This is a genomic window from Sulfitobacter sp. 1A15106 (assembly GCF_043556995.1).
In the GTDB taxonomy this organism is placed as follows: domain Bacteria; phylum Pseudomonadota; class Alphaproteobacteria; order Rhodobacterales; family Rhodobacteraceae; genus Sulfitobacter; species Sulfitobacter faviae.
Genome location: NZ_JBIFFM010000003.1, coordinates 75,005 through 100,832 on the forward strand (window position 1 = coordinate 75,005; position 25,828 = coordinate 100,832).

25 protein-coding genes are annotated in these 25,828 nt (G+C 63.6%); 11 read left to right on the forward strand and 14 right to left on the reverse strand.

Annotated features, from left to right (window positions below; genetic code table 11):
* Positions 1 to 257 precede the first annotated feature (257 nt).
* Complete coding sequence (locus ACGYKA_RS05265; protein ID WP_322328450.1) at positions 258 to 848, forward strand: lytic transglycosylase; 591 nt, start codon at positions 258 to 260, stop codon at positions 846 to 848.
* 68 nt (positions 849 to 916) lie between these two features.
* Here ACGYKA_RS05265 and ACGYKA_RS05270 read toward each other — a convergent pair whose 3' ends face one another.
* The 4 genes from ACGYKA_RS05270 to ACGYKA_RS05285 all read right to left on the reverse strand — a co-directional run bounded on the left by ACGYKA_RS05270 (position 917) and on the right by ACGYKA_RS05285 (position 7,286).
* The gene (locus ACGYKA_RS05270) at positions 917 to 1,522 is read right to left on the reverse strand and encodes an outer membrane lipoprotein carrier protein LolA (RefSeq protein WP_271692900.1); all 606 of its coding nucleotides are present in this window, start codon (positions 1,520 to 1,522) and stop codon (positions 917 to 919) included.
* A 174-nt stretch (positions 1,523 to 1,696) separates the two neighbouring features.
* Positions 1,697 to 4,633, reverse strand: a complete 2,937-nt coding sequence (locus ACGYKA_RS05275) for a DNA translocase FtsK (protein WP_394408628.1) — start codon at positions 4,631 to 4,633, stop codon at positions 1,697 to 1,699.
* Between the two features lie 12 nt (positions 4,634 to 4,645).
* Positions 4,646 to 5,827, reverse strand: a complete 1,182-nt coding sequence (locus ACGYKA_RS05280; protein WP_394408801.1) for an aminotransferase class I/II-fold pyridoxal phosphate-dependent enzyme — start codon at positions 5,825 to 5,827, stop codon at positions 4,646 to 4,648.
* A 124-nt stretch (positions 5,828 to 5,951) separates the two neighbouring features.
* Entirely contained in the window at positions 5,952 to 7,286 is a 1,335-nt protein-coding gene (locus ACGYKA_RS05285) for an amidase (RefSeq protein WP_394408625.1), read from the reverse strand.
* A gap of 85 nt (positions 7,287 to 7,371) precedes the next feature.
* Here ACGYKA_RS05285 and ACGYKA_RS05290 point away from each other — a divergent pair, with 85 nt between their 5' ends.
* A complete protein-coding gene (locus tag ACGYKA_RS05290; RefSeq protein WP_394408622.1) occupies positions 7,372 to 8,598 on the forward strand; it encodes an FAD-dependent oxidoreductase in 1,227 nt (408 codons plus the stop codon).
* Between the two features lie 15 nt (positions 8,599 to 8,613).
* Here ACGYKA_RS05290 and ACGYKA_RS05295 read toward each other — a convergent pair whose 3' ends face one another.
* The 5 genes from ACGYKA_RS05295 to ACGYKA_RS05315 form a co-directional block, all read right to left on the reverse strand.
* On the reverse strand, positions 8,614 to 8,796 hold the full coding sequence (locus ACGYKA_RS05295; RefSeq protein ID WP_394408619.1) for a Trm112 family protein: 183 nt from the start codon (positions 8,794 to 8,796) through the stop codon (positions 8,614 to 8,616).
* Entirely contained in the window at positions 8,793 to 9,437 is a 645-nt protein-coding gene (locus ACGYKA_RS05300; protein ID WP_067261736.1) for an LON peptidase substrate-binding domain-containing protein, read from the reverse strand. Before ACGYKA_RS05300 ends, ACGYKA_RS05295 begins: the two co-directional genes overlap by 4 nt.
* Positions 9,438 to 9,464: 27 nt before the next feature.
* Positions 9,465 to 10,385, reverse strand: coding sequence for a thioredoxin (gene trxA / locus ACGYKA_RS05305; RefSeq protein ID WP_394408616.1), 921 nt, complete (start codon positions 10,383 to 10,385; stop codon positions 9,465 to 9,467).
* A gap of 54 nt (positions 10,386 to 10,439) precedes the next feature.
* Entirely contained in the window at positions 10,440 to 11,228 is a 789-nt protein-coding gene (locus ACGYKA_RS05310) for an exodeoxyribonuclease III (protein WP_067261733.1), read from the reverse strand.
* A 295-nt stretch (positions 11,229 to 11,523) separates the two neighbouring features.
* Positions 11,524 to 12,210, reverse strand: coding sequence for a response regulator transcription factor (locus tag ACGYKA_RS05315; protein ID WP_067261731.1), 687 nt, complete (start codon positions 12,208 to 12,210; stop codon positions 11,524 to 11,526).
* Between the two features lie 162 nt (positions 12,211 to 12,372).
* Here ACGYKA_RS05315 and ribA point away from each other — a divergent pair, with 162 nt between their 5' ends.
* Positions 12,373 to 13,464, forward strand: a complete 1,092-nt coding sequence (gene ribA, locus ACGYKA_RS05320; RefSeq protein WP_394408613.1) for a GTP cyclohydrolase II — start codon at positions 12,373 to 12,375, stop codon at positions 13,462 to 13,464.
* A complete protein-coding gene (locus ACGYKA_RS05325; protein WP_394408610.1) occupies positions 13,461 to 13,955 on the forward strand; it encodes a L,D-transpeptidase in 495 nt (164 codons plus the stop codon). The genes ribA and ACGYKA_RS05325 overlap by 4 nt, the downstream gene beginning before the upstream one ends.
* Here the strand turns inward: ACGYKA_RS05325 and ACGYKA_RS05330 are convergent.
* Positions 13,945 to 14,598: a YggS family pyridoxal phosphate-dependent enzyme gene (locus ACGYKA_RS05330; RefSeq protein WP_394398761.1), complete on the reverse strand. Its 654-nt coding sequence runs from the start codon at positions 14,596 to 14,598 to the stop codon at positions 13,945 to 13,947. The genes ACGYKA_RS05325 and ACGYKA_RS05330 overlap by 11 nt on opposite strands.
* 102 nt (positions 14,599 to 14,700) lie before the next feature.
* On the reverse strand, positions 14,701 to 15,678 hold the full coding sequence (locus tag ACGYKA_RS05335; protein ID WP_394398759.1) for a porin: 978 nt from the start codon (positions 15,676 to 15,678) through the stop codon (positions 14,701 to 14,703).
* Positions 15,679 to 15,956: 278 nt separating this feature from the next.
* Between ACGYKA_RS05335 and ACGYKA_RS05340 the strand changes: the two genes are divergently transcribed.
* From ACGYKA_RS05340 to ACGYKA_RS05360, 5 genes are all read left to right on the forward strand, one after another.
* A complete protein-coding gene (locus tag ACGYKA_RS05340) occupies positions 15,957 to 16,451 on the forward strand; it encodes a DUF3576 domain-containing protein (RefSeq protein ID WP_394398757.1) in 495 nt (164 codons plus the stop codon).
* 82 nt (positions 16,452 to 16,533) lie between these two features.
* Positions 16,534 to 19,080 carry a leucine--tRNA ligase gene (leuS, locus tag ACGYKA_RS05345; protein ID WP_394408605.1) on the forward strand — a complete coding sequence of 849 codons (2,547 nt, stop codon included), beginning with the start codon at positions 16,534 to 16,536 and terminating at the stop codon, positions 19,078 to 19,080.
* Positions 19,067 to 19,567 carry an LPS assembly lipoprotein LptE gene (gene lptE, locus ACGYKA_RS05350; protein WP_394408602.1) on the forward strand — a complete coding sequence of 167 codons (501 nt, stop codon included), beginning with the start codon at positions 19,067 to 19,069 and terminating at the stop codon, positions 19,565 to 19,567. The genes leuS and lptE overlap by 14 nt, the downstream gene beginning before the upstream one ends.
* On the forward strand, positions 19,564 to 20,562 hold the full coding sequence (gene holA / locus ACGYKA_RS05355) for a DNA polymerase III subunit delta (protein WP_394408599.1): 999 nt from the start codon (positions 19,564 to 19,566) through the stop codon (positions 20,560 to 20,562). The genes lptE and holA overlap by 4 nt, the downstream gene beginning before the upstream one ends.
* 19 nt (positions 20,563 to 20,581) lie before the next feature.
* Entirely contained in the window at positions 20,582 to 21,175 is a 594-nt protein-coding gene (locus tag ACGYKA_RS05360; protein WP_394408596.1) for a glutathione S-transferase family protein, read from the forward strand.
* Here the strand turns inward: ACGYKA_RS05360 and ACGYKA_RS05365 are convergent.
* Entirely contained in the window at positions 21,172 to 22,350 is a 1,179-nt protein-coding gene (locus tag ACGYKA_RS05365) for a TIGR03862 family flavoprotein (RefSeq protein WP_394408593.1), read from the reverse strand. The two genes, ACGYKA_RS05360 and ACGYKA_RS05365, sit on opposite strands and share 4 nt — an antisense overlap.
* A gap of 121 nt (positions 22,351 to 22,471) precedes the next feature.
* Here ACGYKA_RS05365 and ACGYKA_RS05370 point away from each other — a divergent pair, with 121 nt between their 5' ends.
* The gene (locus tag ACGYKA_RS05370; protein WP_231886283.1) at positions 22,472 to 22,777 is read left to right on the forward strand and encodes an HNH endonuclease; all 306 of its coding nucleotides are present in this window, start codon (positions 22,472 to 22,474) and stop codon (positions 22,775 to 22,777) included.
* Here the strand turns inward: ACGYKA_RS05370 and ACGYKA_RS05375 are convergent.
* Both ACGYKA_RS05375 and ACGYKA_RS05380 read right to left on the reverse strand, forming a co-directional pair.
* Positions 22,774 to 23,388, reverse strand: coding sequence for an enoyl-CoA hydratase/isomerase family protein (locus ACGYKA_RS05375; RefSeq protein ID WP_394408590.1), 615 nt, complete (start codon positions 23,386 to 23,388; stop codon positions 22,774 to 22,776). The two genes, ACGYKA_RS05370 and ACGYKA_RS05375, sit on opposite strands and share 4 nt — an antisense overlap.
* A complete protein-coding gene (locus ACGYKA_RS05380; protein WP_394408587.1) occupies positions 23,385 to 24,134 on the reverse strand; it encodes an SDR family oxidoreductase in 750 nt (249 codons plus the stop codon). Before ACGYKA_RS05380 ends, ACGYKA_RS05375 begins: the two co-directional genes overlap by 4 nt.
* 143 nt (positions 24,135 to 24,277) lie before the next feature.
* On the opposite strand from ACGYKA_RS05380, the gene ACGYKA_RS05385 reads away from it, so the two are divergent.
* Positions 24,278 to 25,807, forward strand: a complete 1,530-nt coding sequence (locus ACGYKA_RS05385; protein ID WP_394408584.1) for a DUF2125 domain-containing protein — start codon at positions 24,278 to 24,280, stop codon at positions 25,805 to 25,807.
* Positions 25,808 to 25,828 lie beyond the last annotated feature (21 nt).

The following is a 25,828-nucleotide window of genomic DNA, read 5'->3' on the forward strand; positions in this document are numbered from 1 at the left end:
CCAATCACAGCGGCTCTGCGCGGGGAAACAGACTGTGAACGCTGCGCCGACAGTGGGTTTGCGGCAGCCCACCGCCCGGGGGCGCAATTGCTTTACCGGCCTCCCGCGAAATACCGCCTGCACGCCGATGCGCTGTCAGCGCAATACCGCGCAGACCGCCGCGCATTTTCCCAATTTAGTGATGTGATGGTGAGGGTGAATCGGTTAAACTCCTCCGGAAAAAACGTCCCCTAACAAAAACGAGAGGCGAGAGGCAGATGAGCAAGCATTTTTGCGCAATGATGATCGTACTGCTGGTGGCATCCTGCGGCGGCGGGCCTCAAACGGCCCCGCGTGATCTGGATAACGCCTGCACGATCCTGAAAGATCACCCCGACTACCTGCGCGCATTCCGCGCGACCGAGCGGAAATGGGGTGTCCCCATCCACGTTCAAATGGCCACCATCCACCAAGAGAGCAAATTCGTGGCGGATGCCCGGACGCCGTTCAAATATGTGCTGGGTGTGATTCCGATGGGCCGCCAATCCAGCGCCTTTGGCTATTCGCAGGCTTTGGACGCGACATGGGATGAGTATCTGGAATCCGAGGGCCGCTGGCGCGCCAAACGCGACCGGATTCGCGACGCGAGCGATTTCATGGGCTGGTACATGAACCTGACACGGGAGCGGAACGGCGTCTCCCTCCATGACGCCCGCAACCAATACCTCGCCTATCACGAGGGCCACACCGGTTTTGCCCGCAAGAGCTACAACAGCAAGGCGTGGCTGGTCGGGGTCGCCGGCAAGGTCGATTCCCGCGCCAAACTCTATCAACGGCAGATCGCCGGTTGCCGTCTGGGCCGCTGGTAAACCCGCCCACTCCAATGCAAAACGCCCCGGCCTGATCAGCCGGGGCGTTTTTGTTTCAACAGGGCCGCTTAGCGTCTGCCGCCTGCCCGTGCGCCCGCGGTGTCGAACAGGCTGTTAGAGATATTGCCCCCCACCTGCATGTCACCCAGCACGACGGTCGTGGCGCTGCCGTTGCCATCGTTGATGATCCACTGACGCAGCTGCACCGGGTTGCCGGTAAACTTCATCTGGATGTTGCCGTACTGGGGGTTGGCGGGGTCCTGCGCCGTGACCGTGGTGGCGGTGCCGTCATAGCTGTGCCCCGTCACCATCTTGGCGCGGCCCAGATTGACGTTATCGGCCAAGATGATCGACAGCGGGGTCCGCGCCAGCGGATAGGTCTCAGCCGGTTGGTTCGACTTCTTGTCGTAGATCACGACCGTATTCGCCCCCGCGACGACCAGCCCGGAATCCGGCGCGTTATATTCGAAACGTACCTTGCCGGGGCGTTTGATATAGATCGTGCCCGTGCTGATCGACCCGTCATCGTTGATCTGGGTAAAGTCGCCCTTGGCGGTGCGAAGCTGGTTCAGATAGCCCGAAATCTCATTCAGCGACAGTTGCTGCGCCGCCGCCGCGAGGGGCGCCGATACGGCCAGTCCAACCGCCAGAATCGCAGAAGTAAGTTTACGCATGTTGTTCGTCCTGTGTTGCCTCACGTTCTGACATAGGGCGGGCGGGCGTGATATTCGATATCAGGGCGCGGTTTTTCGCTATCGCCCGCCCTGCCCCATAAAAAAAGCACCGCCGGGAGGGTGGCCCGGCGGTGTTTCTGATTGTCGCCCCCAAGAGGGGGGGAAGAGGCAGACCTATGCCTGTTCCGGCACCAGAATCTCACGCTTTCCAACATGGTTCGCCGGTGAGACCAGCCCCTCTTCCTCCATCTGCTCGACCAGACGCGCGGCTTTGTTATAGCCGATCGCCAGTTTGCGCTGGATGTAGGAGGTGGAGCATTTGCGGTCTTTGATCACCACCTGCACGGCGGTGTCATAGAGCGCGTCTTCGCTATCGGTATTGCCGCCAAGGCCCAGCACCGCGTCGATGTTGCTTTCCTTATCCTCGGACGGCCCTTCGACAACGCCCGAGACGTAATCAGGCTCGCCGAATTGCTTGAGGTGGTTGACGATCTCTTCGACCTCTTCGTCGCTGACGAAGGGGCCGTGGCAGCGGGTGATCTTGGCCCCGCCCGCCATATACAGCATGTCGCCCATGCCCAAGAGTTGCTCGGCGCCCATTTCGCCCAGAATCGTGCGGCTGTCGATCTTCGACGTCACTTGGAAGGAAATCCGGGTGGGGAAGTTCGCTTTGATCGTGCCTGTAATCACGTCGACCGAAGGGCGCTGTGTGGCCATGATGAGGTGGATACCGGAGGCCCGCGCCATCTGCGCCAGACGCTGGATGCAGGCTTCGATCTCCTTGCCTGCGACCATCATCAGGTCGGCCATCTCGTCGACGATGACGACGATATAGGGCAGCGCCTCGGGGGTGTTTTCCTCAGTCTCAAAGATCGGCTCGCCGGTGTCTTCGTCGAAACCGGTCTGCACGGTGCGGGAGAACATCTCGCCCTTGGCCAGCGCCTCGCGAACGCGGCCGTTGTAGCCTTCGATGTTGCGCACGCCCATCTTGGACATCTTGCGATAGCGCTCTTCCATCTCGCCCACGACCCATTTCAGCGCCACGACGGCCTTCTTGGGGTCGGTGACGACCGGGCTCAGCAGATGCGGGATGCCGTCATAGACCGACAGTTCCAGCATCTTGGGGTCGATCATGATCATCCGGCATTCTTCCGGCGTCAGCTTGTAGAGCAGCGACAGGATCATCGTGTTGATTGCCACGGATTTACCCGAGCCGGTGGTCCCCGCGATCAGCAGGTGCGGCATCTTGGCGAGGTTGGCCACAACCGGGTCGCCGCCGATGTCCTTGCCAAGCGCCAGCGGCAGGCGGTGGTTGCCGTCGCCGAAGTCGCGGCTGGAAAGAATCTCGCGCAGGATCACCTTCTCGCGGTTCTCGTTGGGCAGTTCGATGCCGATCACCGAGCGGCCCGGCACGGTGGAAACACGCGCTGAAAGCGCGGCCATGGAGCGCGCGATGTCATCCGCAAGACCGATCACGCGGCTGGCCTTGAGACCGGGCGCGGGTTCGAGTTCGTACATGGTGACGACGGGGCCGGGGCGCACGGCGACGATCTCACCCTTCACGCCGTAGTCGTCGAGTACGGTTTCCAGCATCCGCGCGTTCTCCTCAAGCGCCTCATCGCTGAGGTGCAGGCGCTGCACGCTCTCGGGGCTTTCCAGAAGGCTCAGCGGCGGCAGTTCGAAACCGGGGTGCGTGTCGTCGAAGGTCAGGGTGGGCTGCGCTTCGACCTGCGCCTGTTTCGAGGGCTGGACGGGTTTGCGGGCGGGCTGCTGCACCACTTTGCGCGGTTCCGCCACGGGGATCTTCATCGCCTCGGGCGCGGGCGCCTGCTGCAACGGCAGGGTCTCAGACGCCACAGTGTCTTCGTAGGGCGCGGCCATCGGCGCTTGCGCTGCCGGTTCCTGAACCATCGGCTCGGGCGCCGGAGCGGGCGCGGGCTGAGCCTGCGGCCTGCGCAGCAGCGGCTCGGGGCGCAGGGTGGCCGGTTCGGCGGTCAGGGGCGGTTCGGCACGCAGCCCGGCGGGCTGGGCGGCAGGCTGGCTGGTGTTCAGCACCAGCGGGTCCGGCCCACGGCCCCGGCCCTTGGTCAAAGGCGCGGTCGTCGGCGTGTGGATCGCATTGGCATGGCGCACGCGGTTCTTGATCACATCGGCGATCTTGCTTTTGATGCGCTCTTCGCCCGGTGTCTCATCCACGATGGCATCGCTGTAGGTCTCGATCAGTTCCGGCTCGGGCATGTCGTCTTCGGGTTCGGGCCGTTTGATCAGCCCGGGCATCCGACCGAACAGGCTGCGCGGTTCGGCTTCCGGCTCGGGCACCGGGGCGTGCTCAGCGGCATAGCTCTGCTCGGCTTCCTGCGCGGCCCAGGCTTCGGCGTCTTCGGCTTCCTGACGGCGGCGCTCACGACGTTCGGCCTGACGGGCCGAGAGGTTCTGCGCGGCGACCACGGCCCCATTGGCCCCACGGCCCAGAAGGGTCATCAGCCCGGCATAGGCCATGATCAGGCCGACCAGCAGGAAACGCAGGATGCGGAACAATTCGGCCTTGGTGAACCCCAAGACGAAGGCGCCCAATGCCAAGATCGCGACGCCCATCAAAAGCGACATCAGCTTGACCGTCAGGGTCGAGCCGATGGGCAAGACCGTCAGCAGCGCGCCCATGACGGTATCGCCAAAAAGCCCGCCCAGACCGAAGCTATGGGTCAGCAGCCATTCCTGACCGGGGGCCAGTGTCGCGGCATAGATCGCGCCAAGCGCCACGGCGATGGGGGCAAAGATCAGCCGCCCAAGCGCGCGGTCATCGCCCTGATGCAGCGCGAAACGCCCGCCCCAAAACAGCAGGACGATGGCAATTCCCCAAGCACCCCAGCCGACGATCATGAACAACGGCGCGGCGATGGAGGCGCCGATCCGGCCCATCCAGTTCTGCACCGGCGCATCGGTCGAGACCATCCAGTTGGGATCGTCGGGCGTGTAGCTGCCGATCATCATGGCGGCCATGATGCCCAGCATGATCAGCGCCAGCCCCAGCAGTTCACGACCGCGCTTTTCGATTGCCTCGGCCATGTTGCTGTCTAGCAATGGATCGCGTCCCCGTGTCTGATATGCCATGTCGTCCCTCGCTTATGCCGAATACAGACAGTCGCGGATCGCTTCCAATCCGCGCGTCGTTTCGTCTTTTGGGGCCACCAAGGCGACCCGAATGTAATTCTGCCCGGGGTTCCCCCCGGCGACGTTCTGCGCCAGATAGCTGCCGGGCAGCACCCGCACGCCGGTCTCGCGCCAGAGCTTCAGCGCCGCCGCCTCGTCATCCTCGACCGGAAGCCAGAGGAAGAACCCCGCCTCGGGGCTCGCATAGCCCGGCACATTGCCAAAGATGCGGTCGGCGATGGCGTATTTCTCTTGATAGAGCGCGCGGTTCTCTTCCACATGCGCCTCATCGGCCCAGACCGCGGCGGCGGCCTGCTGCAAGGGCAGCGGCAATGGCGCGCCCGCGTAGTTGCGCAACTGTTTGATCTGGCGCATCGTCTCGGCCCCGCTGGCGGCAAAGCCCGACCGCAGCCCCGGCAGGTTCGAGCGTTTCGACAGCGAGTGAAAGATCACCACGCGGTTGCGGTCGGTGCCCAATTCTTTGACCACCTCCAGCGCCCCGGTGGGCGGCGTGTCGCGGTAGATCTCGGAATAGCATTCATCGGCGAAGATCAGGAAATCATACTTCTCGGCCAGCGCGATCAGATCGGCCCAGTAATCGCGCGAGGCGACAACGCCCTGCGGATTGGCGGGGGAGCAGAGATAGGCCGCCGTAGTCCGGCGCAGCACCTCTTCAGGCAGGCTGGCGAAATCTGGCAAATGCCCGGTCTCGGCAGTGGCGGGCACCATGATCGGGTCCGCCTCACCGGAAATCGCGCCGATCATATAGACTTGGTAGAAGGGGTTCGGCATCAGGATGGCCGATTTCTCCCCATTCTTGGTGGGCGGGCAAAGCGCGATGACGGCGTTATAGAGACCCTCACGCGTGCCGTTCAGAGCCATCACCTCGCTGTCGGGATCCATCTCGACGCCGTAGCGGCGGGCGATCCATGAAGCGATGGCCGCGCGCAATTCGGGCGAACCGTCGTTCGGCGGGTATTTGTTGAACCCTGCGGCGTGTTTCGTGATCTCATCGGTCACCCAAGCCGGAAACGCATGTTTCGGCTCGCCAATGGTCATATGGATCGGCGTGCCGCCGCCCTCATGCCCGTCAAGCAATGCGCGCAGGCGCGGCCACACGTGGGCCGGAAGGTTCGAAAACCGCTCGGTATACATCATCAAAACTGCCTCGGATCGGGATCATTCGCGCCCCGTTTGCCCGAAGGTACCCAAGGGCGCCTCTCCCGTCCAGAAAAACCGGGGAGTTTTGCCGCCCTTGTGGCTTTTCGGTCGTGCGCTCTTAGGCCTCGCGCAGGGCCGCTTCAGCCGCCGCACCAAGGCGCAAAAGCTGTTCTTCGGCCCCCGGCGCGCACATCAGAGAAATGCCGCAAGAGGGCGTATCGGTCGGCAAGGTAAGCGCGCAAAGCCCCATGAGATTCGCGACTCGCGTGTTGCGCAGGGATAGGAGATTCTGCGCAAGGTAGTAGTCGTGATCGCTGTTCAGCCGTTCGATGTTCGGCGGCAGCATGGGTGCAGTGGGCACCAACACGGCGTCATAGCCTGCCACGGCCCGGTCATAGCCCGCCCGCGCGAGATCGAGCTTGGCCCAAGCGGCGACGTAATCGGGGCCGGAGAAACCCTTACCCAGCCGGAAACGCTCAAGAATTTCGCTGAACATCGCTTCCGGGTCGGCTTCGATCACATCGCGCCATAGCCCATAGGCTTCGGTGGTGTAGAGACAGGAACTCAGCGGCATCGCCTCTTCCACCTCGGGCACGGCGATTTCATCAACCGTGGCACCGGCCTCTCGCAACCGCGCCACCGCCGCTTCAAAAGCGGCTTTGGGCCCATCGGAAAGCTCATCCATGACAACATTGGTCAGCACCGCGAAACGGCACCCCTCCAACTCGCTCTCTTGCAGGTCGGCGGGTTTGCCCCCCTCCAACGCCGCGAGCAGCAGCGCCGCGTCTTCGACCGAACGGCAAAGCGGGCCAACCGTGTCGAACTTCGCCGCCAGCGGCACAGTCCCGGCAAGGGACACACGGCCTGCGGTGGTCTTGAGCCCCACCAGATCGTTCCACGCCGCCGGGATGCGCACCGACCCGCCGGTATCCGACCCGATCGCCGCCGCCGCCAAGCCAAAGGCAACCGAAGCCGCCGCGCCTGAGGACGACCCGCCCGAGACGCTGTCCGGCTCGTTCACGCAGGGCGGTGTGGCGGTGCTGGGGTTATGGCCAAGGCCCGAGAAGGCCAATTCGCTCATATGCGTCTTGCCCAAGCAGACCAGCCCCAAGGCCGTCGCGCTGGCGAGCACTTCGGCGTCGCGCTCAGGCACCCGGCCTTCCAGCAGCTTAGAGCCCGCCTCGGTGCCCGTTCCGGCGGTATCGAAGAGGTCTTTCCAAGAGATCGGCACCCCGTCGAGCGGCGACAGGCGCTGACCGTCGCGGGCCCGCTTAGCCGCGGCGGCGGCTTCGGCGCGGGCGCGGTCAGGGGTGACGCGGGCATAGATGCGGTCGCGCATCGGATGTGCGTCGATGGCATCGAGATAGGCATCGCAAAGCGCCACCGGGTCGATATCGCCCGCCGCGATCCCGCGCCCCAGATCCGCCGCCGTCATTTCCAACCATTCTTGCATGTCGTGCCCCTTACCGCTGTTCTTGGCGAACCTAGCGACCGTTCGGCGCATGGACAATCCCCGCGCGCAGGTCATATCTAGGGCCATGGATTTTGACCACGATATCGCGATCATCGGCGGGGGACTGAACGGCCCCGCCCTTGCCTTGGCCCTCAGCCGCGCAGGATTGCGCGTGGCCGTGATTGACGCCCAGCCCGCGCAAACCTTTGAGAACGCCGCCTTTGATGGGCGCGCCTATGCGCTGGCGCTGACCTCGGTCAGGTTGATGGAAGGCATCGGCATCTGGCCCGACATCGCGGATGACGCCCAGCCGATGCTTGAGATCAAGGTCACCGATGGGCGTGCCGGCACCGGCCCCTCGCCCATGTTCATGCATTTCGATCATGCCGAGATCGAAGAAGGCCCGATGGGTCAGATGGTCGAAGACCGCCATTTGCGCCGCGCGCTGCTAAAAGCGGCGGCCGCCGATCCGGCGATCACCATGATGAACGAGACCCGCGTTACGGGGCAATCGGTGGCGCCGACCGGCATCACCCTGACGCTTGAGGGCGGCAAGACCCTACGCGCACGGCTGGCGGTGGGGGCCGATGGCCGCGGCAGCGGCACGGCGGAACGCGCGGGCATCAAGCGTGTCGCATGGTCCTATGGCCAAACCGCGCTGGTCTGCGTGGTGGATCATGAAAAGCCGCATCACGGCATCGCGCATCAATTTTTCATGCCCCCCGGCCCGCTGGCGATCCTGCCGCTGACCGGCAACCGCTCCCTGATCGTCTGGAGCGAAGCGAGCGCCAATGCCGCCGCGATCAACGCCCTGCCGGATGCGCAATACCTTGAGGTGCTGCGCCCGCGCTTTGGCAGTTTTCTGGGGGAGCTTTCGCTGACCGGCCCGCGTTACAGCTATCCGCTGGGCCTGTCGCTGGCCCATTCCATGACCGCCCCGCGCGTGGCGCTTTTGGGCGACGCGGCCCATGGGGTGCATCCCATCGCCGGTCAGGGGCTGAACGCGGGCCTGCGCGATGTGGCAGCCTTGGCCGAGGTGATTGCCGATGCGTTTCGCCGCGGGGAGGACCCCGGAAACGACGCGGTCCTCGCGCGCTATCAGGAATGGCGGCGCTTCGACAATGCCAGCCTCGCGCTGGCGACCGACAGTTTCAACCGACTGTTTTCGAACGATAATGCGCTTTTGCGGCTGGCCCGCGACATGGGCATGGCCGCGATCAACGCCCTGCCCGGCCTGCGCCGAACCTTTATCCGCGAAGCCGCAGGGCTGACGGGCGAACTGCCCCGGTTGATGCGGGGCAAGCCCCTGTAACGGAGCGGCGGGGCATTACAGCCTCCGCGCTTCGTCCGGCAGCATGACGGGAATGCCATTGCGGATCGGATAGGCCAAGCTGGCGGCTTTCGACACCAGCTCTTGCTTTTCCGCGTCATAGGTCAGCGTCGTCTGGGTGCGCGGGCAGATCAATGCCTCCAGCATCCGGCGGTCGAATTGAACGGTCACGTCCGTCATTGCATCAAGCCCTCTTCCTGACCGCCGCGCATCGCGAATTCGATCAATGTTACCAATGTCTCCCGCCGGGTCTCCAGCGAAGGCGCCTCCAGCAGCGCCTGTTTATCCTCGGCCTCGAACTCCAGCATCATCGACAGGGAGTTGATCAGCAACTCATCTTCGGCATCTTTCAACGTGTCCCAATCGGCGGAAAGCCCGCGGCTGTCGAAATAGCGCCCCAGAAGGTCAAGAAACCGCGCCCGGTCAAAGCTGTCGTCGACCTCATCCTCGCCCAGATCGCGGTCAAAGCCCGACCAATTCACATCGCAGCGGCGATAGGGGGAAAAGCCCTCGATTTCCTCCACCACGCGAAAGCGCGAGACGCCGCCAAGGGTCACCATATAGCGGCCATCCTCGGTCTCGGAAAACTGAGTGATGCGGCCCGCGCAGCCGATCTGGTGCAGCCCATGGCCGTCGCGACCGGGCAATTCGTTGGGCTGGACCATGCCGATCAACCGCGTGTCAGTCTTGAGCGCGTCTTCGATCATCTGAAGATAGCGTGGCTCGAAGATATGCAGCGGCAACCGCGAGCGGGGCAGCAGCAGCGCCCCTGCCAACGGAAAGATCGCAATAGTCTTGGGCAGTTCTGCTGGCTTGATCATGACAAGGGACTTAGCGCGCCCGCCTCTTCAGGCAAATATCATTGACGACAGTTTGCGACGGCCATTCAGCACCACCGGATCATTGGGCTTAAGTGCTTCGAAAATAGTGAAAAGTTGCGCCTTGGCAGCGCCTTCGTTCCATTCACGATCGCGGCGGAAAAGCTCTAGCAGGTGGTCGACGGCAGCCTCGGCATTGTCATGGGCATAGAGCGCTTGGGCCAAATCGAAGCGCGCCTGATGGTCGTCGGGGTTGGCCTCGACCTTATCGGTCAACTCGGCCACGGGGCCGGCATCGGCGGCCTGATGCGCCAGTTGCAACTGGGCATGGGCAGCTTCGAGTTCGGGGGCTTTGGAGATTTCGATCGGCGCGCCGTTCAGCAGGGCTTCGGCCTGATCCAATCCGCCCATGGCGATGTGAGACCGAACCATGCCGCCATAGGCAGGCGCGTTCATCGGGTCTTCTTCGAGAATCGCGGCAAAGGTCTGCGCCGCATCGGTGGCGGCCCCTTCGGCCAGCATCTCTTCGGCGGCGGCGACGGCATCGGCCAGCGTGTCACCGGGCGCTTCGCCGCCCCCCGCTTTTACCACACGGTCGACGAAGGCTTTGATCTCGGACTGCGGCAGCGCGCCTTGGAAACCGTCGACCGGCTGACCTTTATAGAAGGCATAGACCGTGGGGATTGATTGGATTTGCAACTGACCGGCGATGTTCTGGGCCTGATCGACGTTGACCTTCACCATCTTCACCGCGCCTTTGGCCGCGCGCACGGCGTCTTCCAGCATCGGGCCAAGCGTCTTGCAAGGGCCGCACCACGGCGCCCAGAAATCAACGATGACCGGCACCGTTTGCGAGGCATCGACCACATCACCCATGAAGGTCGCCTCGGTCGTGTCCTTGATCAGATCGGCATCCGCAGGGGCGGCGGTGGAAAGGTTCAGGTCGGTCATGCTGTTATCCTCGCTAATCGCGTTTGGCCTTATATGGACGTGCGGGGGCGCGATTCAAAGGTCAAAACTGGCAAAAACCGGCGCGTGGTCGCTGGGTTTCTCCCAACCGCGCGCGTCGCGGACGATGTGGCTGGAGTGCCCGGCCTGCGCGATATCCGATGTGGCCCAGATATGATCCAGCCTGCGGCCCTTGTCGGCGGCATCCCAATCGGCGGCGCGGTAGGACCACCAGCTATAGAGTTTGCCCTCCGGCACATCCTGCCGCGTGATGTCGACCCAATTGCCCGCATCCTGCACCGCGCCAAGCGCTTCGACCTCGACCGGGGTGTGGCTGACGATCTTTAGCAGCTTCTTATGATCCCAGACGTCATCCTCACGCGGGGCGATGTTGAGGTCCCCCACAAGGATCGACTTCTCGGGCTTGTCGCCATGGAACCAGTCGCGCATCTCAGAGAGGTAATCGAGCTTTTGGCCAAACTTCTCATTGATCTCGCGGTCGGGTTTGTCGCCGCCTGCGGGGACGTAGAAGTTGTGGATCGTCGCGCCGTTCTCCAGCTTGGCCGCCACATGGCGGGCGTGGCCCAGCATGGCGAAATCCTGATCGCCCGCGTCCACCAGCGGCAGTTTCGACAGGATCGCCACCCCGTTGTAGCCCTTCTGCCCTCGCGCGACCATATGGGTGTAGCCTGCCGCCTTGAACGCCTCGACCGGGATCTTGTCCACGGGGCTCTTGCATTCCTGCAAGCAGAGGACATCCGGCCCGTGTTCGGCCAGCAGTTTCAGCACCAAAGGCTCGCGCAGGCGGACGGAGTTGATGTTCCAAGTGGCGAGGGTAAAGGACATGGGGGAGGCTCCGGTCTGGGGGTGGTTCGGCACAGTAACGCGGGCGGCGCGGGGGTGCCATGCGGAAATGGGGCTTCCTTGCGGTGAGGGCCATCGTCCACGGCTTGATTTCGGTCCGGGGTGACGATCTCCCCCCCCCCAAAAAAAAGACCGGGCACAAAGGCCCGGCCAGTCCAACAGGGAGGTATGTACCTTTGCCCGGGTACAAAAGTCGGGCTTCAAACCGAGGTGCGGGTCATGAAAACCCCGCCTCTCAGGTATTCCAACCACGGGGGCCGGAATTGGTTCCCGGTTTTTATGCCATCAGGCGATAGCCACCGGATTCCGTCACCAGCAAACGGGCATTCGAGGGGTCAGGCTCGATCTTCTGCCGCAGGCGGTAAATATGGGTTTCAAGCGTATGCGTCGTGACGCCCGCGTTATAACCCCAGACCTCATGCAGCAACACATCGCGCGGCACCACACCGTCGTTGGAGCGGTAAAGGAACTTGAGGATATTGGTCTCTTTCTCGGTCAGACGTACCTTGCGGTCGTCCTCCGTAGTCAGCACCTTCATCGCGGGCTTGAACGTATACGGCCCAAGCTGGAACACCGCGTCTTCGGATTGCTCATGCTGGCGCAACTGCGCGCGGATACGGGCCAGAAGGACGGGAAATTTGAACGGTTTGGTGACATAGTCATTCGCCCCGGCATCAAGGCCGAGGATCGTGTCGGCATCGGTGTCATGGCCCGTCAGCATCAGGATTGGGCTTTTCACCCCCTGTTTGCGCATCAGGCGACACAGCTCGCGGCCATCGGTATCGGGCAGGCCTACGTCGAGGATAATCAAATCGTAAAGCGCTTCCTTGGCCTTGGTCATCGCCTCGGTGCCATTGGCCGCTTCGAAAACGTCGAAATCCTCGGTCATGATCAACTGCTCGCTCAGCGCTTCGCGCAGGTCATCGTCGTCATCGACAAGCAGGATTTTCTTAAGCTGGGCCATCTGTCTCTCCGTCTGTTGTCTTATACATGCGCCTTGGGCGGGGCCCAGACAAGGGATGTGACCACTGTCTCACAGCCTCGTGTCAACAAAGCGTGAAATGTTTCAATTCCTTGCGATATAACCTAGATAGACGGGGAAGCCTTTGCGGAGTTGCAACAAACCATGAGTTTCGCCCCGGACATCACCGAACAACTGGCGCGTGCGCGGGCCGATCTGCGCATGGGCGTGCCCGTGATTCTGGCGGATGGCGCGCAGGCCGCCCTCGTGCTGGCAGCAGAGACGCTGACCGCGCAGCGCCTTGCGGATGTGCTGGCCTTGGGCGGTGCGCCGGTGCTGGCGATCACCGCACGGCGGGCCGAAACGCTCAAGGCGCGGGCCTATGATGGCAATCTCGCCCGGGTGCTGCTGCCTGAGGGGGCGACACCTGCTTGGGTGCAAAGCATCGCGGACCCGGCGAATGACCTGCGCGCCCCGATGAAAGGGCCACTCCAGACCGCGCGGGGCGGTGATACGGCGGCGCATCGCGCCGCGATTGATCTGGTGAAAGCCGCCCGGATGCTGCCCGCCGCACTGGTGCTTGATCTGCCGCAGGGGGCCGATTTCGCGCGGACGCATGGTCTGACCTTGATCGACCTTACCGCCGCCGCCCCGATCCTTGCCGAGCGCAGCGCACTGCATCCGGTGGTGAACGCCCGCCTGCCGATGGAGGTCTCCGAGGCCGGGCGCCTGCATATCTTCCGCCCCGAGGATGGCGGCGAAGAGCATTACGCCATCGAAATTGGCCGCCCTGCCCGCGACACGCCGGTGCTTTGCCGCCTGCATTCGGCCTGTTTCACCGGTGACCTGATGGGCAGCCTGAAATGCGATTGCGGCCCGCAACTGCGCGCCGCGCTGGCGCAGATGGGCGGCGAAGGGCATGGCGTGCTTTTGTACCTCAACCAAGAGGGGCGCGGCATCGGGCTTGCCAATAAGATGCGCGCCTATTCCTTGCAGGATCAGGGCTTCGACACGGTCGAGGCCAATCATCGGCTGGGGTTCGAGGATGACGAGCGCGACTTCCGCCTCGGGGCCGACATCCTACGCTCGATGGGCTTCTCAGCCGTGCGCCTGCTGACCAACAACCCGCGCAAGGTGGGCATGATGGAGCAAAGCGGCATCGCCGTGACCGAGCGCGTCCCCCTGGCCGTGGGCGAGAACCGCCACAACAGCGCCTATCTGGCCACCAAAGCCGCGAAATCGGGGCATCTGCTATGACCCCGAACGACATGGTGCTGACGCCGACGGGGCTGCGGTTTCAGGGGCGGCGCTATGCCTGTAGCATCGGCAAGGGCGGGCTGACCGATGACAAACGCGAAGGCGATGGCGCCACGCCGCGCGGGGTGCATCGTCTGGTGGGGATGCTTTACCGGCCTGACCGGATACCGGCACCAAGCGCTTGGGCCCAGCCGATTGGTCCGGGCGATCTGTGGTCCGACGCCAGTGGCCAAGCCGATTACAACCACCGCGTCCGCGCCCCCTACCCCCATAGCCATGAGGCCCTGCGCCGCGCCGATCCGCTTTACGATCTGGTGATCCTGACCGACTGGAACTGGCCCGATGCCACGGCGGGCTGCGGCTCTGCGATCTTTATTCATCAATGGCGGCGGCCCGGCTATCCGACCGAAGGGTGCATCGCCTTTGCACGGAGCGACCTTCACAAGATCGCCGCGCATGTGGGTCCGGCAACGCGGTTGATTATCCGCTAACCCGCTCGCCGAAGATGGCGGAGCCCACACGCACATGGGTGGCGCCCAGTGCGATGGCCTGCTCGAAGTCGCCGCTCATGCCCATCGACAAGCCGGTCAGATCGTTGCGCGCAGCGATCTTGGCCAGCAGCGCGAAATGCAGCGACGGCGCCTCATCCACCGGCGGGATGCACATCAGCCCCTTGATCGGCAGGTCGAGCGCGCGACACTCGGCAATGAACGCATCCGCGTCGCGGGGCATCACCCCGGCCTTCTGCTCTTCCTCGCCCGTGTTTACTTGGATGAAGAGGTCAGGGCAGCGGCCAATCTCCTGCGCCAGCCGCGCGATGGTCTTGGCCAATTTGGGGCGGTCGACCGTGTGGATCGCCTCGGCCAGTTCCATCGCCTGCCGGACCTTGTTGCTTTGCAATGGGCCGATGATGTGCAGGTCGATGCCGTCAAAATCCTCGCGAAAACCGGGCCATTTGCCCGCCGCCTCTTGCACGCGGTTCTCTCCGAAAGAGCGGTGCCCCTCTTCCAAGACCGCACGCACACGCGCATCGGGCTGAACCTTGCTGACGGCGATCAGCTTGACCGACCCCGCCGCGCGGCCTGCATCAGCTTCGGCTTTCGAGATGCGGTTTTGGATGTCGCTCAGACTCATTTTCGGCCCTCCATGTCAGGCGCGCAGAAAACAACAGCAGTGGGCAAAAGAAAAGGGGCAGACCGAAAGGCCTGCCCCAATATTCACAGTCTGTCGTTCAACTTAGAAGTTGAAGCGAACACCCATGTCGGCAACGGTGTGACCCTGGAAGAGTTTTGCAACGCCACCACGGAGGGACGTGCCGCCACCCAAGTCATGGTTAAAGTCAACACCATAAGAGTTGTTGCTCGTGGGGTTACCGAAGTAGGTTTCCGCATCGGAGACATAGAACTCGATATTAGTCGCGTCGCTGACGTCGTAACGACCGGCGAGCGTCCATTGGTCGCCGTTCGCACCATTATCGGCATAGGCTAGGCTCACATCAACTGCGCCAAGAGAACCACCGGCCGACGCTAGCCACTCGGTGTCCGTTGCTGAGTTGGAGTCCTGGCCACCCAGCGCGAATGTCCAGCCGCTCCAAGTATAGGCGACATGTGCCGCCACGCGGTCGCGAGCACCCTCCGACGCCGAAACATGCACCGACAAGTCGCCGAAGGAATACATAACTTCAACAGCGTTCTGGAACGGCGCACCAGTACCGGCGCTGCCAGCCGATGCACCTGCGCCATCGGAATCGTAGAAGTCGGCACCGTACTGATAGGGCGAGTATTGGTACTCAAGACCGGTCAGGCCGAGGTCGATGGGATACATGCCGGGCATAGCTTCGATCGCGCCGTAAATGTTTCCAACGCCGACTTCTAAACCACCGGAGCGGGCGAAAAAGCGCGGTGCGTTGATACCGGTGCCAGAGTTGGCTGCATCGTCGACTTCATCGTTTTCTTGTTCGATGCGAACACGCGCACCAAAAACCACGCCGGTATCGGACTCTGCTGTTGCATCCAACTGCAGACGGAAGCGGTACGTCAGGTCGGTGGAGCTGTCTCCCGTTCCATCATCACCAAATGTTTGCGCAAGCCCATCTGGCCCTGCCGCACTGGAATACAGGATACCAAAACGGCCGTAGCCGCCGAATGTTACGTCTGCTGCTGCTACACCGGCGGTCGCAACCAGGGCTGTTGTAGCGAAGAGAACTTTTTTCATGAGTTTTCCCTCGGTTTGAATTCATATGCCCAGACCGGGGAATCCGGTAAGGGTATGAAGGGTGTTTGCCCCCGATGACCTGCACTTGGCAAGGTTCACGCAGCCTTCCCTCTCAATGTCGCCATGGTTGGTGCAGCTATGCCACAGTTTTTCCGACCAGACACCGGGTTAGGCCGTATTTGCCTCGGTTCAGCCGTGGAACGCAGACCCGACATAGACCTTGCCGATAAGGGCCTGCTTGGATAGACCGGAGCGCAAACAGGCAAAGGAAAGCTGCAATGGCCCTTCGTACCGCTTGCAAGATAGCGATCTCCGTTCTGGCGCTCAGCGCGCTTGCCGCCTGTGGTGGGGGCTTTGGCAGCCCTGCCACGGAACGGCCGGATCAGTACACCAACCCCAACAACCCCAATAACATCGAGACCAACCCCGAGAATACGATTTGGTCGATCTTTAACCGCGGCAATGCCGACACCAGTGTTTCGGTGAACAAATACCTATGGTCGGCCTCGCTTGAGGTGCTGAACTTCTTGCCTGTGCAGTCGGTTGATCCTTTCACCGGCGTTATCGTCACAGGTTACGGCACGCCGCCCGGCGGTGGCCAAGCGTATCGCGCCACGGTGCTGATCGACGATCCGGCACTAGATGCACGCTCGCTCAATGTCGCGCTGCAATCCAGCGGCGGGCGCCCTGTCGCCAAGGCCACCTCTCGCGCGGTGGAGGATGCGATCCTCAGCCGGGCGCGCGAGATGCGCATCGCTGACAGCAAGTTCTAAGCCCGCTGAACGCAACACGTTTCCAACGCCGGGCCTTGTGAAAGCAGCAGCCCGGCGTTTTTCATGTCACGAAGGTCCCCTCATGCCCCGCTATACCCCCGCCGAGATCGAAGCCCGCTGGCAGCAAGCCTGGGAAAAGGACGGCATTTTTCAGGCCGTTCGCAACGCTGATAAGCCGAAATACTATGTGCTTGAGATGTTCCCCTACCCTTCCGGGCGCATCCACATGGGCCATGTGCGCAACTACACGATGGGCGACGTGATCGCGCGCTACAAGATCGCGACAGGCCATAACGTGCTGCACCCGATGGGCTGGGACGCCTTCGGCATGCCCGCCGAGAACGCCGCCATGGCGATCGGCGGCCATCCGGCGGACTGGACCTATGACAACATCGCCGAGATGAAAAAGCAGATGAAGCCTTTGGGCCTCAGCATCGACTGGAGCCGCGAGATCGCCACCTGCCATCCCGGCTACTACGGCCAGCAGCAGGCGCTGTTCCTCGATTTCCTCGAAAAGGGTCTCGTCTACCGCAAGAACGCCGTGGTGAACTGGGATCCGGTCGACATGACCGTGCTTGCCAACGAGCAGGTCGAGAACGGCTGCGGCTGGCGTTCCGGTGCACCGGTGGAGCGGCGCGAGCTCACGCAGTGGTTCTTCAAGATCTCCGACCACTCCGAGGAGTTGCTCTCGGCGCTCGACAGCCTCGACAACTGGCCCGCCAAGGTGAAACTGATGCAGGCCAACTGGATCGGCAAGTCGCGCGGGCTGCAGTTCGCCTTCTCCACCGTGGACGCCCCCGAGGGGTTCGACCGGATCGAGGTCTATACCACTCGCCCCGACACGCTGCTGGGCGCCTCCTTCGTCGGCATCTCGCCCGACCATCCACTGGCCAAGACGCTGGAGCGTGACGACGAAGCCGTCGCGGCCTTCTGTGCCGAATGCCGCAAGGGCGGCACTACCGAAGAGGCCATCGAAACCGCCGAGAAGCTCGGGATGGACACCGGCATCCGCGTGCGGCACCCCTTCGACACCGCGCACGAACTGCCCGTCTATATCGCGAACTTCATCTTGATGGATTATGGCACCGGTGCGATCTTTGGCTGCCCGGGCCACGATCCGCGCGATTTCGAGTTCGCCAGCAAATACGACCTGCCGATCATCTCGACCTTCCTGCCGTCCGAAGACGCCGCGCCCGAGCTCGACGCCGCTTTCGTCCCGCCGAAGACCGAAAAGGTGTTCTACAACCGGGGCTTCGCGGGCGACCAGTGGCAGACCGGCGAAGAGGGCGTCGACGCCGCCATCGCCTTTTGCGAGGAGAACGGCATCGGCCACGGCGTCACCAAATACCGCCTGCGCGACTGGGGCCTCTCGCGCCAGCGCTACTGGGGCTGCCCGATTCCGGTTGTGCATTGCGACGACTGCGGCGTGGTGCCGGAAAAGAAAGAGAACCTGCCGATCGAGCTTCCTTACGACGTCAGCTTCGACACGCCGGGCAACCCGCTGGACCGTCATCCGACATGGCGCAACTGCGCCTGTCCCGCCTGCGGCAAGGGCGCCCTGCGCGAGACCGACACGATGGACACTTTCGTCGACAGTTCGTGGTATTTCGCCCGTTTCACCGCGCCGCGTGCCGAGACGCCGACCGTTATGGAAGACGCGCAATACTGGATGAACGTCGATCAATATATCGGCGGCATCGAGCATGCGATTTTGCACCTGCTCTACTCGCGCTTCTTCGCCCGTGCGATGCAGATCACCGGCCACCTGCCCGAAAGCGCAGTGGAGCCGTTTGACGCGCTCTTCACCCAAGGCATGGTGACCCATGAGATCTACCAGACCCGCGATGATAATGGCCGCCCGGTCTATCACCTGCCAGAAGAGGTGACTGATGGCAAACTTGCCGATGGGACCGAGGTTGAGATCATCCCTTCCGCCAAAATGTCGAAGTCCAAGAAGAACGTCGTCGACCCGCTGCACATCATCTCGAACTACGGCGCCGATACCGCGCGCTGGTTCGTGCTGAGCGATTCGCCCCCCGAGCGTGACGTGGAATGGACAGCCTCCGGCGCGGAAGCCGCCTATAAACATCTCTCGCGCGTGTGGAACATATGTGACCGCGTGGCCGAAATGGACCGCGAGGCGGCGGGCTCGGGCGACGACGACCTGCTGCGCGCCATGCATAAGACGATCCATGACGTGACCATGGGCATCGAATCCTTTGGCTTTAACGCCGCGATTGCCAAGCTCTATGCCTTCACGGCGACTTTGCAGAAATCCAAGGCGGGCTATGCCGCGCAACGCGAAGCGATCATGACGCTGGCGCAGCTCATGTCGCCGATGACCCCGCACCTGTCGGAAGACATTTGGGCGCATCAGGGCGGCGAAGGGCTGATCGCCAAGGCTCCATGGCCCAAAGCGGATGAGAAGATGCTGGTCGACGACACCGTGACCCTGCCGATCCAGATCAACGGCAAACGCCGGGCGGAAATCCAAGTGCCCGCCGATATGCCGAAGGAAGAGGTTGAAAAAACCGCGCTGGCGCATGAAGCTGTCATTCGAACGCTGGACGGGGCCACGCCGAAAAAGGTCATCGTCGTGCCCGGACGGATTGTGAATGTCGTTGCCTAAGACCACCCATATGCGCCGCCGCTTCCTGCTGGCCCTGCCCCTACTGGCGCTTGCCGCCTGCGGGTTCGAGCCGGTCTATGGACCCGGCGGCGCGGGCACGGCGCTGCAAAACCGTGTGTTGGTGGACGCACCGGAAGACCGCTTTGGCTATTTTCTGGTGCGCGAGGTGGAAAGCCGCCTTGGCCGCGCCGCCACCCCCCGTTGGGGGCTGGCCCTGACCACCGCCACGGTCGAAGACGGGCTGGCCATCGACAGCGAAGGCAACACGCGGCGCTACAACCTTGTCGGCACCACCGCCTATGCGCTGCGTGACCTCGACAGCGGGCAGATCGTGACCTCGGGCAACGTCGAAAGCTTTACCGGCTATTCCGCCACCGGCACCACCGTGGCCACCCGCGCGGCGGAACTGGACGCGCAGGAACGCCTGATGACCATCCTCGCGGACCTCGTGATTAGCCGCCTTTATGCGGCCGACCTGCCCCAATGAAACTGACCCCGCGCGAGGCGAAACCCTATTTCGCGCGGCCCGATCCCGCGCGCACGGGGCTGTTGATCTATGGCAGCGACGCGATGCGCGTGGCGTTGAAACGGCAGGAGTTTCTGAAAAACCTGCTCGGCCCCAATGCCGAAGAGGAAATGCGCCTCAGCCGGATGCCCGCCGGAGAACTGCGCCGCGATCCGGCGATGCTGCTGGATGCGATCAAGGCGGTCGGCTTCTTCCCCGGCCCGCGGGCCGCATTGGTGGAAGAGGCGAATGACAATATCGCGAAAATCCTGCTCGACGCGCTGAAGGAATGGCAGCCCGGCGATGCGCAGATCGTGGTCACCGGGGGCGATCTCAAGAAGACCTCCAAAGTGCTGAAGGCGTTCGAGACCCACCCCAACGCCTTTGCCACCGCGATCTACGACCACCCGCCCGATCGCGCCGAGATCGAGCAGATGCTGAAGGACGCGAAGCTCACGCCTGAGGCCGACGCCATGGCCGCCCTGACCGATCTGGCCCGCACCCTCGACCCCGGCGATTTCCGGCAAACGCTGGAGAAGATCACGCTCTATAAACTGGGCGACAGCAGCAACATCGGGCTGGATGATATCGCCGCCTGCGCCCCCACCTCGACCGAGGCCGAGGTCGACGACATCCTGCATGTCGTGGCCGAGACCCGCGCCGCCGAAATCGGCCCGGTGATGAGCAAGCTACAAGGCCAAGGCGTGAATCCGGTGACCCTGACCATCATGGCGACCCGGCATTTCCGCACCCTCTACCGCATCGCCGCCAACCCCGGCGCGCCGATCTACGGCGTGCGCGACCGCGACCGTGCGATGCGACAGGCGCGCAACTGGGGCGCGGTGAAGCTGGAAACCGCGCTGGCGGTGCTGACCGAGACGGACCTCAAGCTGCGCTCCGCCGGGCAGCACGCGCCAGCGCTGGCGCTGGTCGAACGGGCCTTTATCCGTCTGGCAATGCTGGGCGCACAACGTTGATTTTGGGAGAGGAAATTCAATGTACACAGTCATCGGCGGCACCAAGACCCGCGCCTTTCGCGTCATGTGGATGCTCGAAGAATTGGGCCAGCCCTACGATTTGAACCCCGCGGCACCCCGCTCGGACGAGGCGCGCAAATACAACCCTTCGGGCAAGATCCCGGCGCTGGTGGATGGCGATGAGGTGCTGACCGATTCCGTTGCCGTCATGACCTATCTCGCCGACAAACACGGCGCGCTCACCGCCCCCGCCGGAACGCCCGCGCGGGCGCGGCAGGATGCGATGACCTTTTGGCTGATCGACGAATTCGACGCGGTGCTTTGGGCCGCGGCAAAGCACAGTTTCGTCTTGCCCGAAGAGGCCCGCGTGCCCGCCATCAAGGACAGCCTGAAGGCCGAGTTCGAGCGTGCGGCCAGCACCCTGTCCGACCGGCTTGAGGGGCCTTTCCTGATGGGCGATCAGATCACCCTGCCCGACCTTTTGGCGGTGCATTGCATCAATTGGTCGATCGGCGCGAAGTTTCCACGGGTGGATGACAAGCTGAACCTCTGGGCGAAATCCCTGCGCGAACGCCCCGCTTTCCTCGCCGCGATGGCCAAGGAAAACGGTTAACGCCGCGCCCATTCCACAGCATGGCGACCCGCCCAATGGCCGGTCGCCAGACAGCCGTTGATCAGATAACCGCCCGTGGGCGCTTCCCAATCCAACATTTCCCCGGCGGCAAAGACGCCCGACAGCGCGCGCAGCATCAGCCCCGCATCCAGCGCGTCGAGCCGTATTCCCCCCGCCGTCGAAATCGCCTCATCCATCGGGCGCAGCCCGGCGTGGGCGATGGGCAGGCCTTTCAGCAAGGCGGCCAGCGCTTCGGCCTCCTGCGGCAGCGGGCGGGCCATCTCTTGCAGCAGCGCGATCTGGGCGGGGCTGAGCTTCAGCCGTTTGCGCAGATGGTTGGCCTGACTGTCCTTGCCGCGCGGCTTTGCCAAACGCGCTGCCACCTCCTGGGTCTGCAAGTCCGGCAGCAGATCAAGCGTCAGCCCCTGCCCCTCGCGTAGCCCGCGTGAGACGCTATAGATGCCGCCCCCCTCCAGCCCACGGGCCGAGATCACCGCCTCCCCGCGCGAGCGGTAGGGGCCAGCCTGCCATGCCACCCCCTTGAGCGCTGCGCCGAAATGGCGCGTCATATGCGGGGACCAATCGACCAACAGCCCGACATTGGCCGGGGCGAAATCCTGCAGGGCCACGCCGCGCGCCGCCAGCAGGGGCGCCCATTCGCCGGTCGCGCCAAGCCGCCGCCAACTCGCCCCGCCAAGCGCCAGCACCGTGACATCAGCCTCGACCACTTCCCGCCCGCTGGGGGTATCAAAGGTGAATGCCTCCCCCTCCCAGCCCCGCCACTGCCAGCGGGTGTTGATCGTCACCCCGCAGTCCCCCAGCCGCGCGAGCCATGCCCGCAGCAGCGGAGAGGCTTTCATCGCCCGGGGGAAAACCCGCCCGGTGGAGCCGGTAAAGACCGCTTGCCCCAACCCTTCGGCCCAGTCCTGCACCGCTTGGGCATCAAAGGCCTCCAGCATCGGACGCAAGGCTTGCTGCGCTTCTTCATAGGCGGCGAGGAAGGGGGCGAAGGGCTCGGACTTGGTCAGGTTCAACCCGGATTTGCCCGCCATCAAGAACTTGCGCCCGACCGAAGGTTTCGCCTCACAAAGCGTGACCGACAGCCCCGCCTGCGCCATGACCTCTGCCGCCATCAGCCCCGCCGGGCCGCCCCCGATGACCAAGGCGCGGGTCACGCGGCGCGCTCTTCGATCTGGTTTTCTGACGGGGAAGCCATGGGCCTGTCCTTGCCTTAGGGAGGATTTGACACATCCTCTTGCCTGCCGTGGCCCTGCAATGCAAGCGAAAGGGAGGACCGTGACCCAAGGCGAAACCGTGCCACATTGCCCGCTCTGCCACCGGCCCATCCCTGAGGACGTGCCGCAGAGCCTGCATCACCTGATCCCCAAACTGCGCGGTGGCAAGGGCGGGCCGACGGTGCTGATGCATCACATCTGCCACCGAGAGGTGCACGCCGCCCTGACCGAGACCGAACTGGCGCGGCACTATAACACGCCCGAAGCACTGCGCAGTCATCCGAGGCTTGCCAAATTCGCCGCATGGGTGGCGAAACGCCCGCCGGGCTTCCGCTCCAAAGTGCCCGGAGGCACGCGCAAACGTTAGGCGGGGCCGCACATCCGTTTGATTTCCTGCGCGACGTCCGGACTTGCCGCCACTGTGTCGGCGGCCAGCGCCTGCGCGTGTTCCTGCACCTCCTCCGCCGCGACGATGCGGTCGATCAGGCCAAAAGTCAGCGCCTCTTCCGCCGTGATCTTTTGCCCGCCCATCAGCAAGAGCTTGGTCCGCGCAGGGCCGATCAGCGCCGCCATTCGCGCCGGGTCAGAGGGCTGCGGCAAAAAGCCCAGCTTCATCACCGGATAGAAGAACTTCGCCCCCGGCACCGCGATGCGCAGATCACAGGCCAGCGCCATGCCCATCGCACCGCCCGCCAACGTGCCGTTAAGCGCGGCGATGCTCAGCCCCGGCAAGGCGGCCACCGCGCCCGAGAGACGCTCCCAAACATCCGATTTCGCAAGGCCCGCGCGGGCTTCGTCCAGATCAGCCCCGGCGCTGAACACCTTGCCGCGCCCGGTCAGGATCACCGCGCGGGCGGCCTGCGCCTCTTCCACGATCTCGGCCAATTCGACCAGCATGGCATGGGTCAGGGAATTGGCCTTGTCGGGACGGTTGATCGTGACGGTCCAGATGTCGCCCGCGCGGTCAAGCTCGATCATATCAGGCCCACCGCCTTGCGGATGCCTTCGTCGCGCAGGGAAATCTCATCGCCCAAGAAACGATCCGCCTCCGGGCCGCACATCCACAGCAGCGCGCGGGCAGGCCAATCGGCGGGGATATGCACGTCCCAATCCAACTGGCTGACCGGGTTCACGCCGCTGTCCTTGATGTCGCGCTGCATGTCGGTGGCCACGGTGCCCGGCGACAGGCCGATGGCGCGGATGCCGTTGCCGCCCTCTTCGTGGTGCAAACACTGGGTCAGCATATTCGCCGCCGCCTTTGACGCGCAGTAGTGGCTCCACGCCTCGACCGGGTTATGCGCCGCGCCCGAAGAGATCGTCAGCACCGTGCCGCCGCCGTTTTCCTTCATCAAGGGCAGCGCCGCGCGCATGCCGTGGAAGACACCCGTCACGTTGATGTTGATCGCCTTGGCCCAATCCGCGGGATCAGCCTCTCCCATGAGCGAGATCGGGTCGATCACGCCCGCATTGTTGATCAGCACGTCGAGGCCACCAAAGGCCCGGCGCGTGGTCTCGACCGCCGAGGTCATCTCGTTATAGCGGGTCACGTCGCAGGGGATGGCGATGGCCTGTTTGCCCAACTCTCCGGCCAATCCGGCGATGGCATCCTGACTGCGCGCCAACAGGGCGACATTGCCGCCCGCCTCGGCGAACACGCGCGCGGCGGCGGCGCCGATGCCCCGGCTGGCGCCGGTAATCATGATCGTCTTGCCTGTCATGTCCATGGGGGGATCCTTCCGCTTGTTTTGTACATTGCTTGAGGGCTGTGGTAATCTGCCGATCAACCCGGGTCTAGCCTCGCATCGCTTGACCCTGCGCGGGGATTGGCAGACCCTATGCGTAACTCATTGCCGAAAAGGATTTTCCGATGTCTCGCATTTCCACCGCGTCGCTGTTCCTCGCCCTGCCGGTCACGCTGGCTTCGACGCCCCTCTGGGCCGATCTGACCCCTTCCGACGTCTGGGGCGATTGGCGCCAGTATATGGAGAGCATGGGCTATGAGGTCGAGGCAAGCGAAGCCTTCAACAGCGATGACCTGACCGTCAGCGATGTGACCCTAAAGATGGACATGGCCGAAGACGGCGGCGATTTCTCCATGTCGCTCGGCACGCTCAGCTTTGAGCCGGAAGGCGACGGCGCGGTCAATATCCGCATGCCGAACGTCATGCCGATGACGATCAACGTCGCGCCCGAAACGGCAGAGGATGAACCGGTGTCGATGGTGCTCAACTACGCCCAGACCGCCCCGGTGATGCGCGCCAGCGGCAGCGCCGAGGCGCTGCAATATGACTATGCCGCCGACAGCATCTCTCTCACGCTGGCCGGGCTCAAGGTGGGTGAGCAAAGCTATACCGAGGAAGAAGCCAAGTTCACCCTGATCGGCACCGGCGTCAGCAGCCGGACCGAGATGACCGGGACCGACACGCGCCGCTATGACCAATCGGGCCGCATCGACAGCCTGCAATATGACGTGGTGATGAAAACCCCCGAAGACCCGGCCCGCGTTGCCGTCACGGGCGGGGTCGATCAGGTGGTCTTTGACGGCAGCGGCACCTTGCCGATGATCGACGCAGGCGCCGACGTGGCCGCGATGATGCGCGAAGGCCTTGCCTTCGACGGCAGCTTTACCGCTGGCGCGGGCCGCACCGACATGCAGGTTTCCGACCCCGAAAATGGGGAGTTTCAACTGATCTCAAGCTCGACCGGGGCAAAACTCGGCGTGGCCATGGGGCCTGAGGGGCTTTCTTATGACGGCGGCCAGCAGGACATCGAAGTCAGCGTGACCGCCGCCGACATGCCCTTCCCGATCCAGTTCAGCATGGCAGAAAGCGCCTTTAACCTCAAAATGCCGGTATTGAAGTCCGAAGAGCCGCAGGATTTCGCCTTTGGCGTTACGCTCGACCGTTTTGAGATGTCGGACATGATCTGGGGCATCTTCGATCCCACCGGCCAATTGCCCCGCGACCCGGCGACCTTGGTCGTGGACCTGTCGGGCAAGGCCAAACTGCTGTTCGAATTGATGGACCCCGAAGTCACCGCCACCATGGGCGATGAGGCCCCGGGCGAGATTCACGCGCTGAACGTGAACGAAGTGTCGCTGGACGTGGCCGGGGCCGAGTTCGACGCCTCGGGCGCGATCACCTTTGACAATGACGATATGCAAACCGTGCCCGGCATGCCGAAACCCGTGGGCGCACTGGACCTGTCGCTGGTCGGCGGCGTGGCTCTGCTCGACAAACTGGTGGCGATGGGCCTCGTGCCGCAGGATCAGGCGATGGGCGCGCGGATGATGATGGGCCTCTTCACCGTCCCGGGCGAGGGCGAAGATTCCCTGACCTCCAGAATCGAGTTCACCGAAGAGGGCGGCATCCTCGCCAACGGTCAGCAGATCAAATAACCGGCGGCGCGGCCCTGCGCC

Excerpts from the sequence above, each read along its gene's own strand:
- ACGYKA_RS05265 (WP_322328450.1), top strand. The coding sequence starts at position 258 with ATGAGCAAGCATTTTTGCGCAATGATGATCGTACTGCTGGTGGCATCC.
- ACGYKA_RS05270 (WP_271692900.1), bottom strand. The coding sequence starts at position 1,522 with ATGCGTAAACTTACTTCTGCGATTCTGGCGGTTGGACTGGCCGTATCG.
- ACGYKA_RS05275 (WP_394408628.1), bottom strand. The coding sequence starts at position 4,633 with ATGGCATATCAGACACGGGGACGCGATCCATTGCTAGACAGCAACATG.
- ACGYKA_RS05280 (WP_394408801.1), bottom strand. The coding sequence starts at position 5,827 with ATGTATACCGAGCGGTTTTCGAACCTTCCGGCCCACGTGTGGCCGCGC.
- ACGYKA_RS05285 (WP_394408625.1), bottom strand. The coding sequence starts at position 7,286 with ATGCAAGAATGGTTGGAAATGACGGCGGCGGATCTGGGGCGCGGGATC.
- ACGYKA_RS05290 (WP_394408622.1), top strand. The coding sequence starts at position 7,372 with ATGGATTTTGACCACGATATCGCGATCATCGGCGGGGGACTGAACGGC.
- ACGYKA_RS05295 (WP_394408619.1), bottom strand. The coding sequence starts at position 8,796 with ATGACGGACGTGACCGTTCAATTCGACCGCCGGATGCTGGAGGCATTG.
- ACGYKA_RS05300 (WP_067261736.1), bottom strand. The coding sequence starts at position 9,437 with ATGATCAAGCCAGCAGAACTGCCCAAGACTATTGCGATCTTTCCGTTG.
- trxA (WP_394408616.1), bottom strand. The coding sequence starts at position 10,385 with ATGACCGACCTGAACCTTTCCACCGCCGCCCCTGCGGATGCCGATCTG.
- ACGYKA_RS05310 (WP_067261733.1), bottom strand. The coding sequence starts at position 11,228 with ATGTCCTTTACCCTCGCCACTTGGAACATCAACTCCGTCCGCCTGCGC.
- ACGYKA_RS05315 (WP_067261731.1), bottom strand. The coding sequence starts at position 12,210 with ATGGCCCAGCTTAAGAAAATCCTGCTTGTCGATGACGACGATGACCTG.
- ribA (WP_394408613.1), top strand. The coding sequence starts at position 12,373 with ATGAGTTTCGCCCCGGACATCACCGAACAACTGGCGCGTGCGCGGGCC.
- ACGYKA_RS05325 (WP_394408610.1), top strand. The coding sequence starts at position 13,461 with ATGACCCCGAACGACATGGTGCTGACGCCGACGGGGCTGCGGTTTCAG.
- ACGYKA_RS05330 (WP_394398761.1), bottom strand. The coding sequence starts at position 14,598 with ATGAGTCTGAGCGACATCCAAAACCGCATCTCGAAAGCCGAAGCTGAT.
- ACGYKA_RS05335 (WP_394398759.1), bottom strand. The coding sequence starts at position 15,678 with ATGAAAAAAGTTCTCTTCGCTACAACAGCCCTGGTTGCGACCGCCGGT.
- ACGYKA_RS05340 (WP_394398757.1), top strand. The coding sequence starts at position 15,957 with ATGGCCCTTCGTACCGCTTGCAAGATAGCGATCTCCGTTCTGGCGCTC.
- leuS (WP_394408605.1), top strand. The coding sequence starts at position 16,534 with ATGCCCCGCTATACCCCCGCCGAGATCGAAGCCCGCTGGCAGCAAGCC.
- lptE (WP_394408602.1), top strand. The coding sequence starts at position 19,067 with ATGTCGTTGCCTAAGACCACCCATATGCGCCGCCGCTTCCTGCTGGCC.
- holA (WP_394408599.1), top strand. The coding sequence starts at position 19,564 with ATGAAACTGACCCCGCGCGAGGCGAAACCCTATTTCGCGCGGCCCGAT.
- ACGYKA_RS05360 (WP_394408596.1), top strand. The coding sequence starts at position 20,582 with ATGTACACAGTCATCGGCGGCACCAAGACCCGCGCCTTTCGCGTCATG.
- ACGYKA_RS05375 (WP_394408590.1), bottom strand. The coding sequence starts at position 23,388 with ATGATCGAGCTTGACCGCGCGGGCGACATCTGGACCGTCACGATCAAC.
- ACGYKA_RS05380 (WP_394408587.1), bottom strand. The coding sequence starts at position 24,134 with ATGGACATGACAGGCAAGACGATCATGATTACCGGCGCCAGCCGGGGC.
- ACGYKA_RS05385 (WP_394408584.1), top strand. The coding sequence starts at position 24,278 with ATGTCTCGCATTTCCACCGCGTCGCTGTTCCTCGCCCTGCCGGTCACG.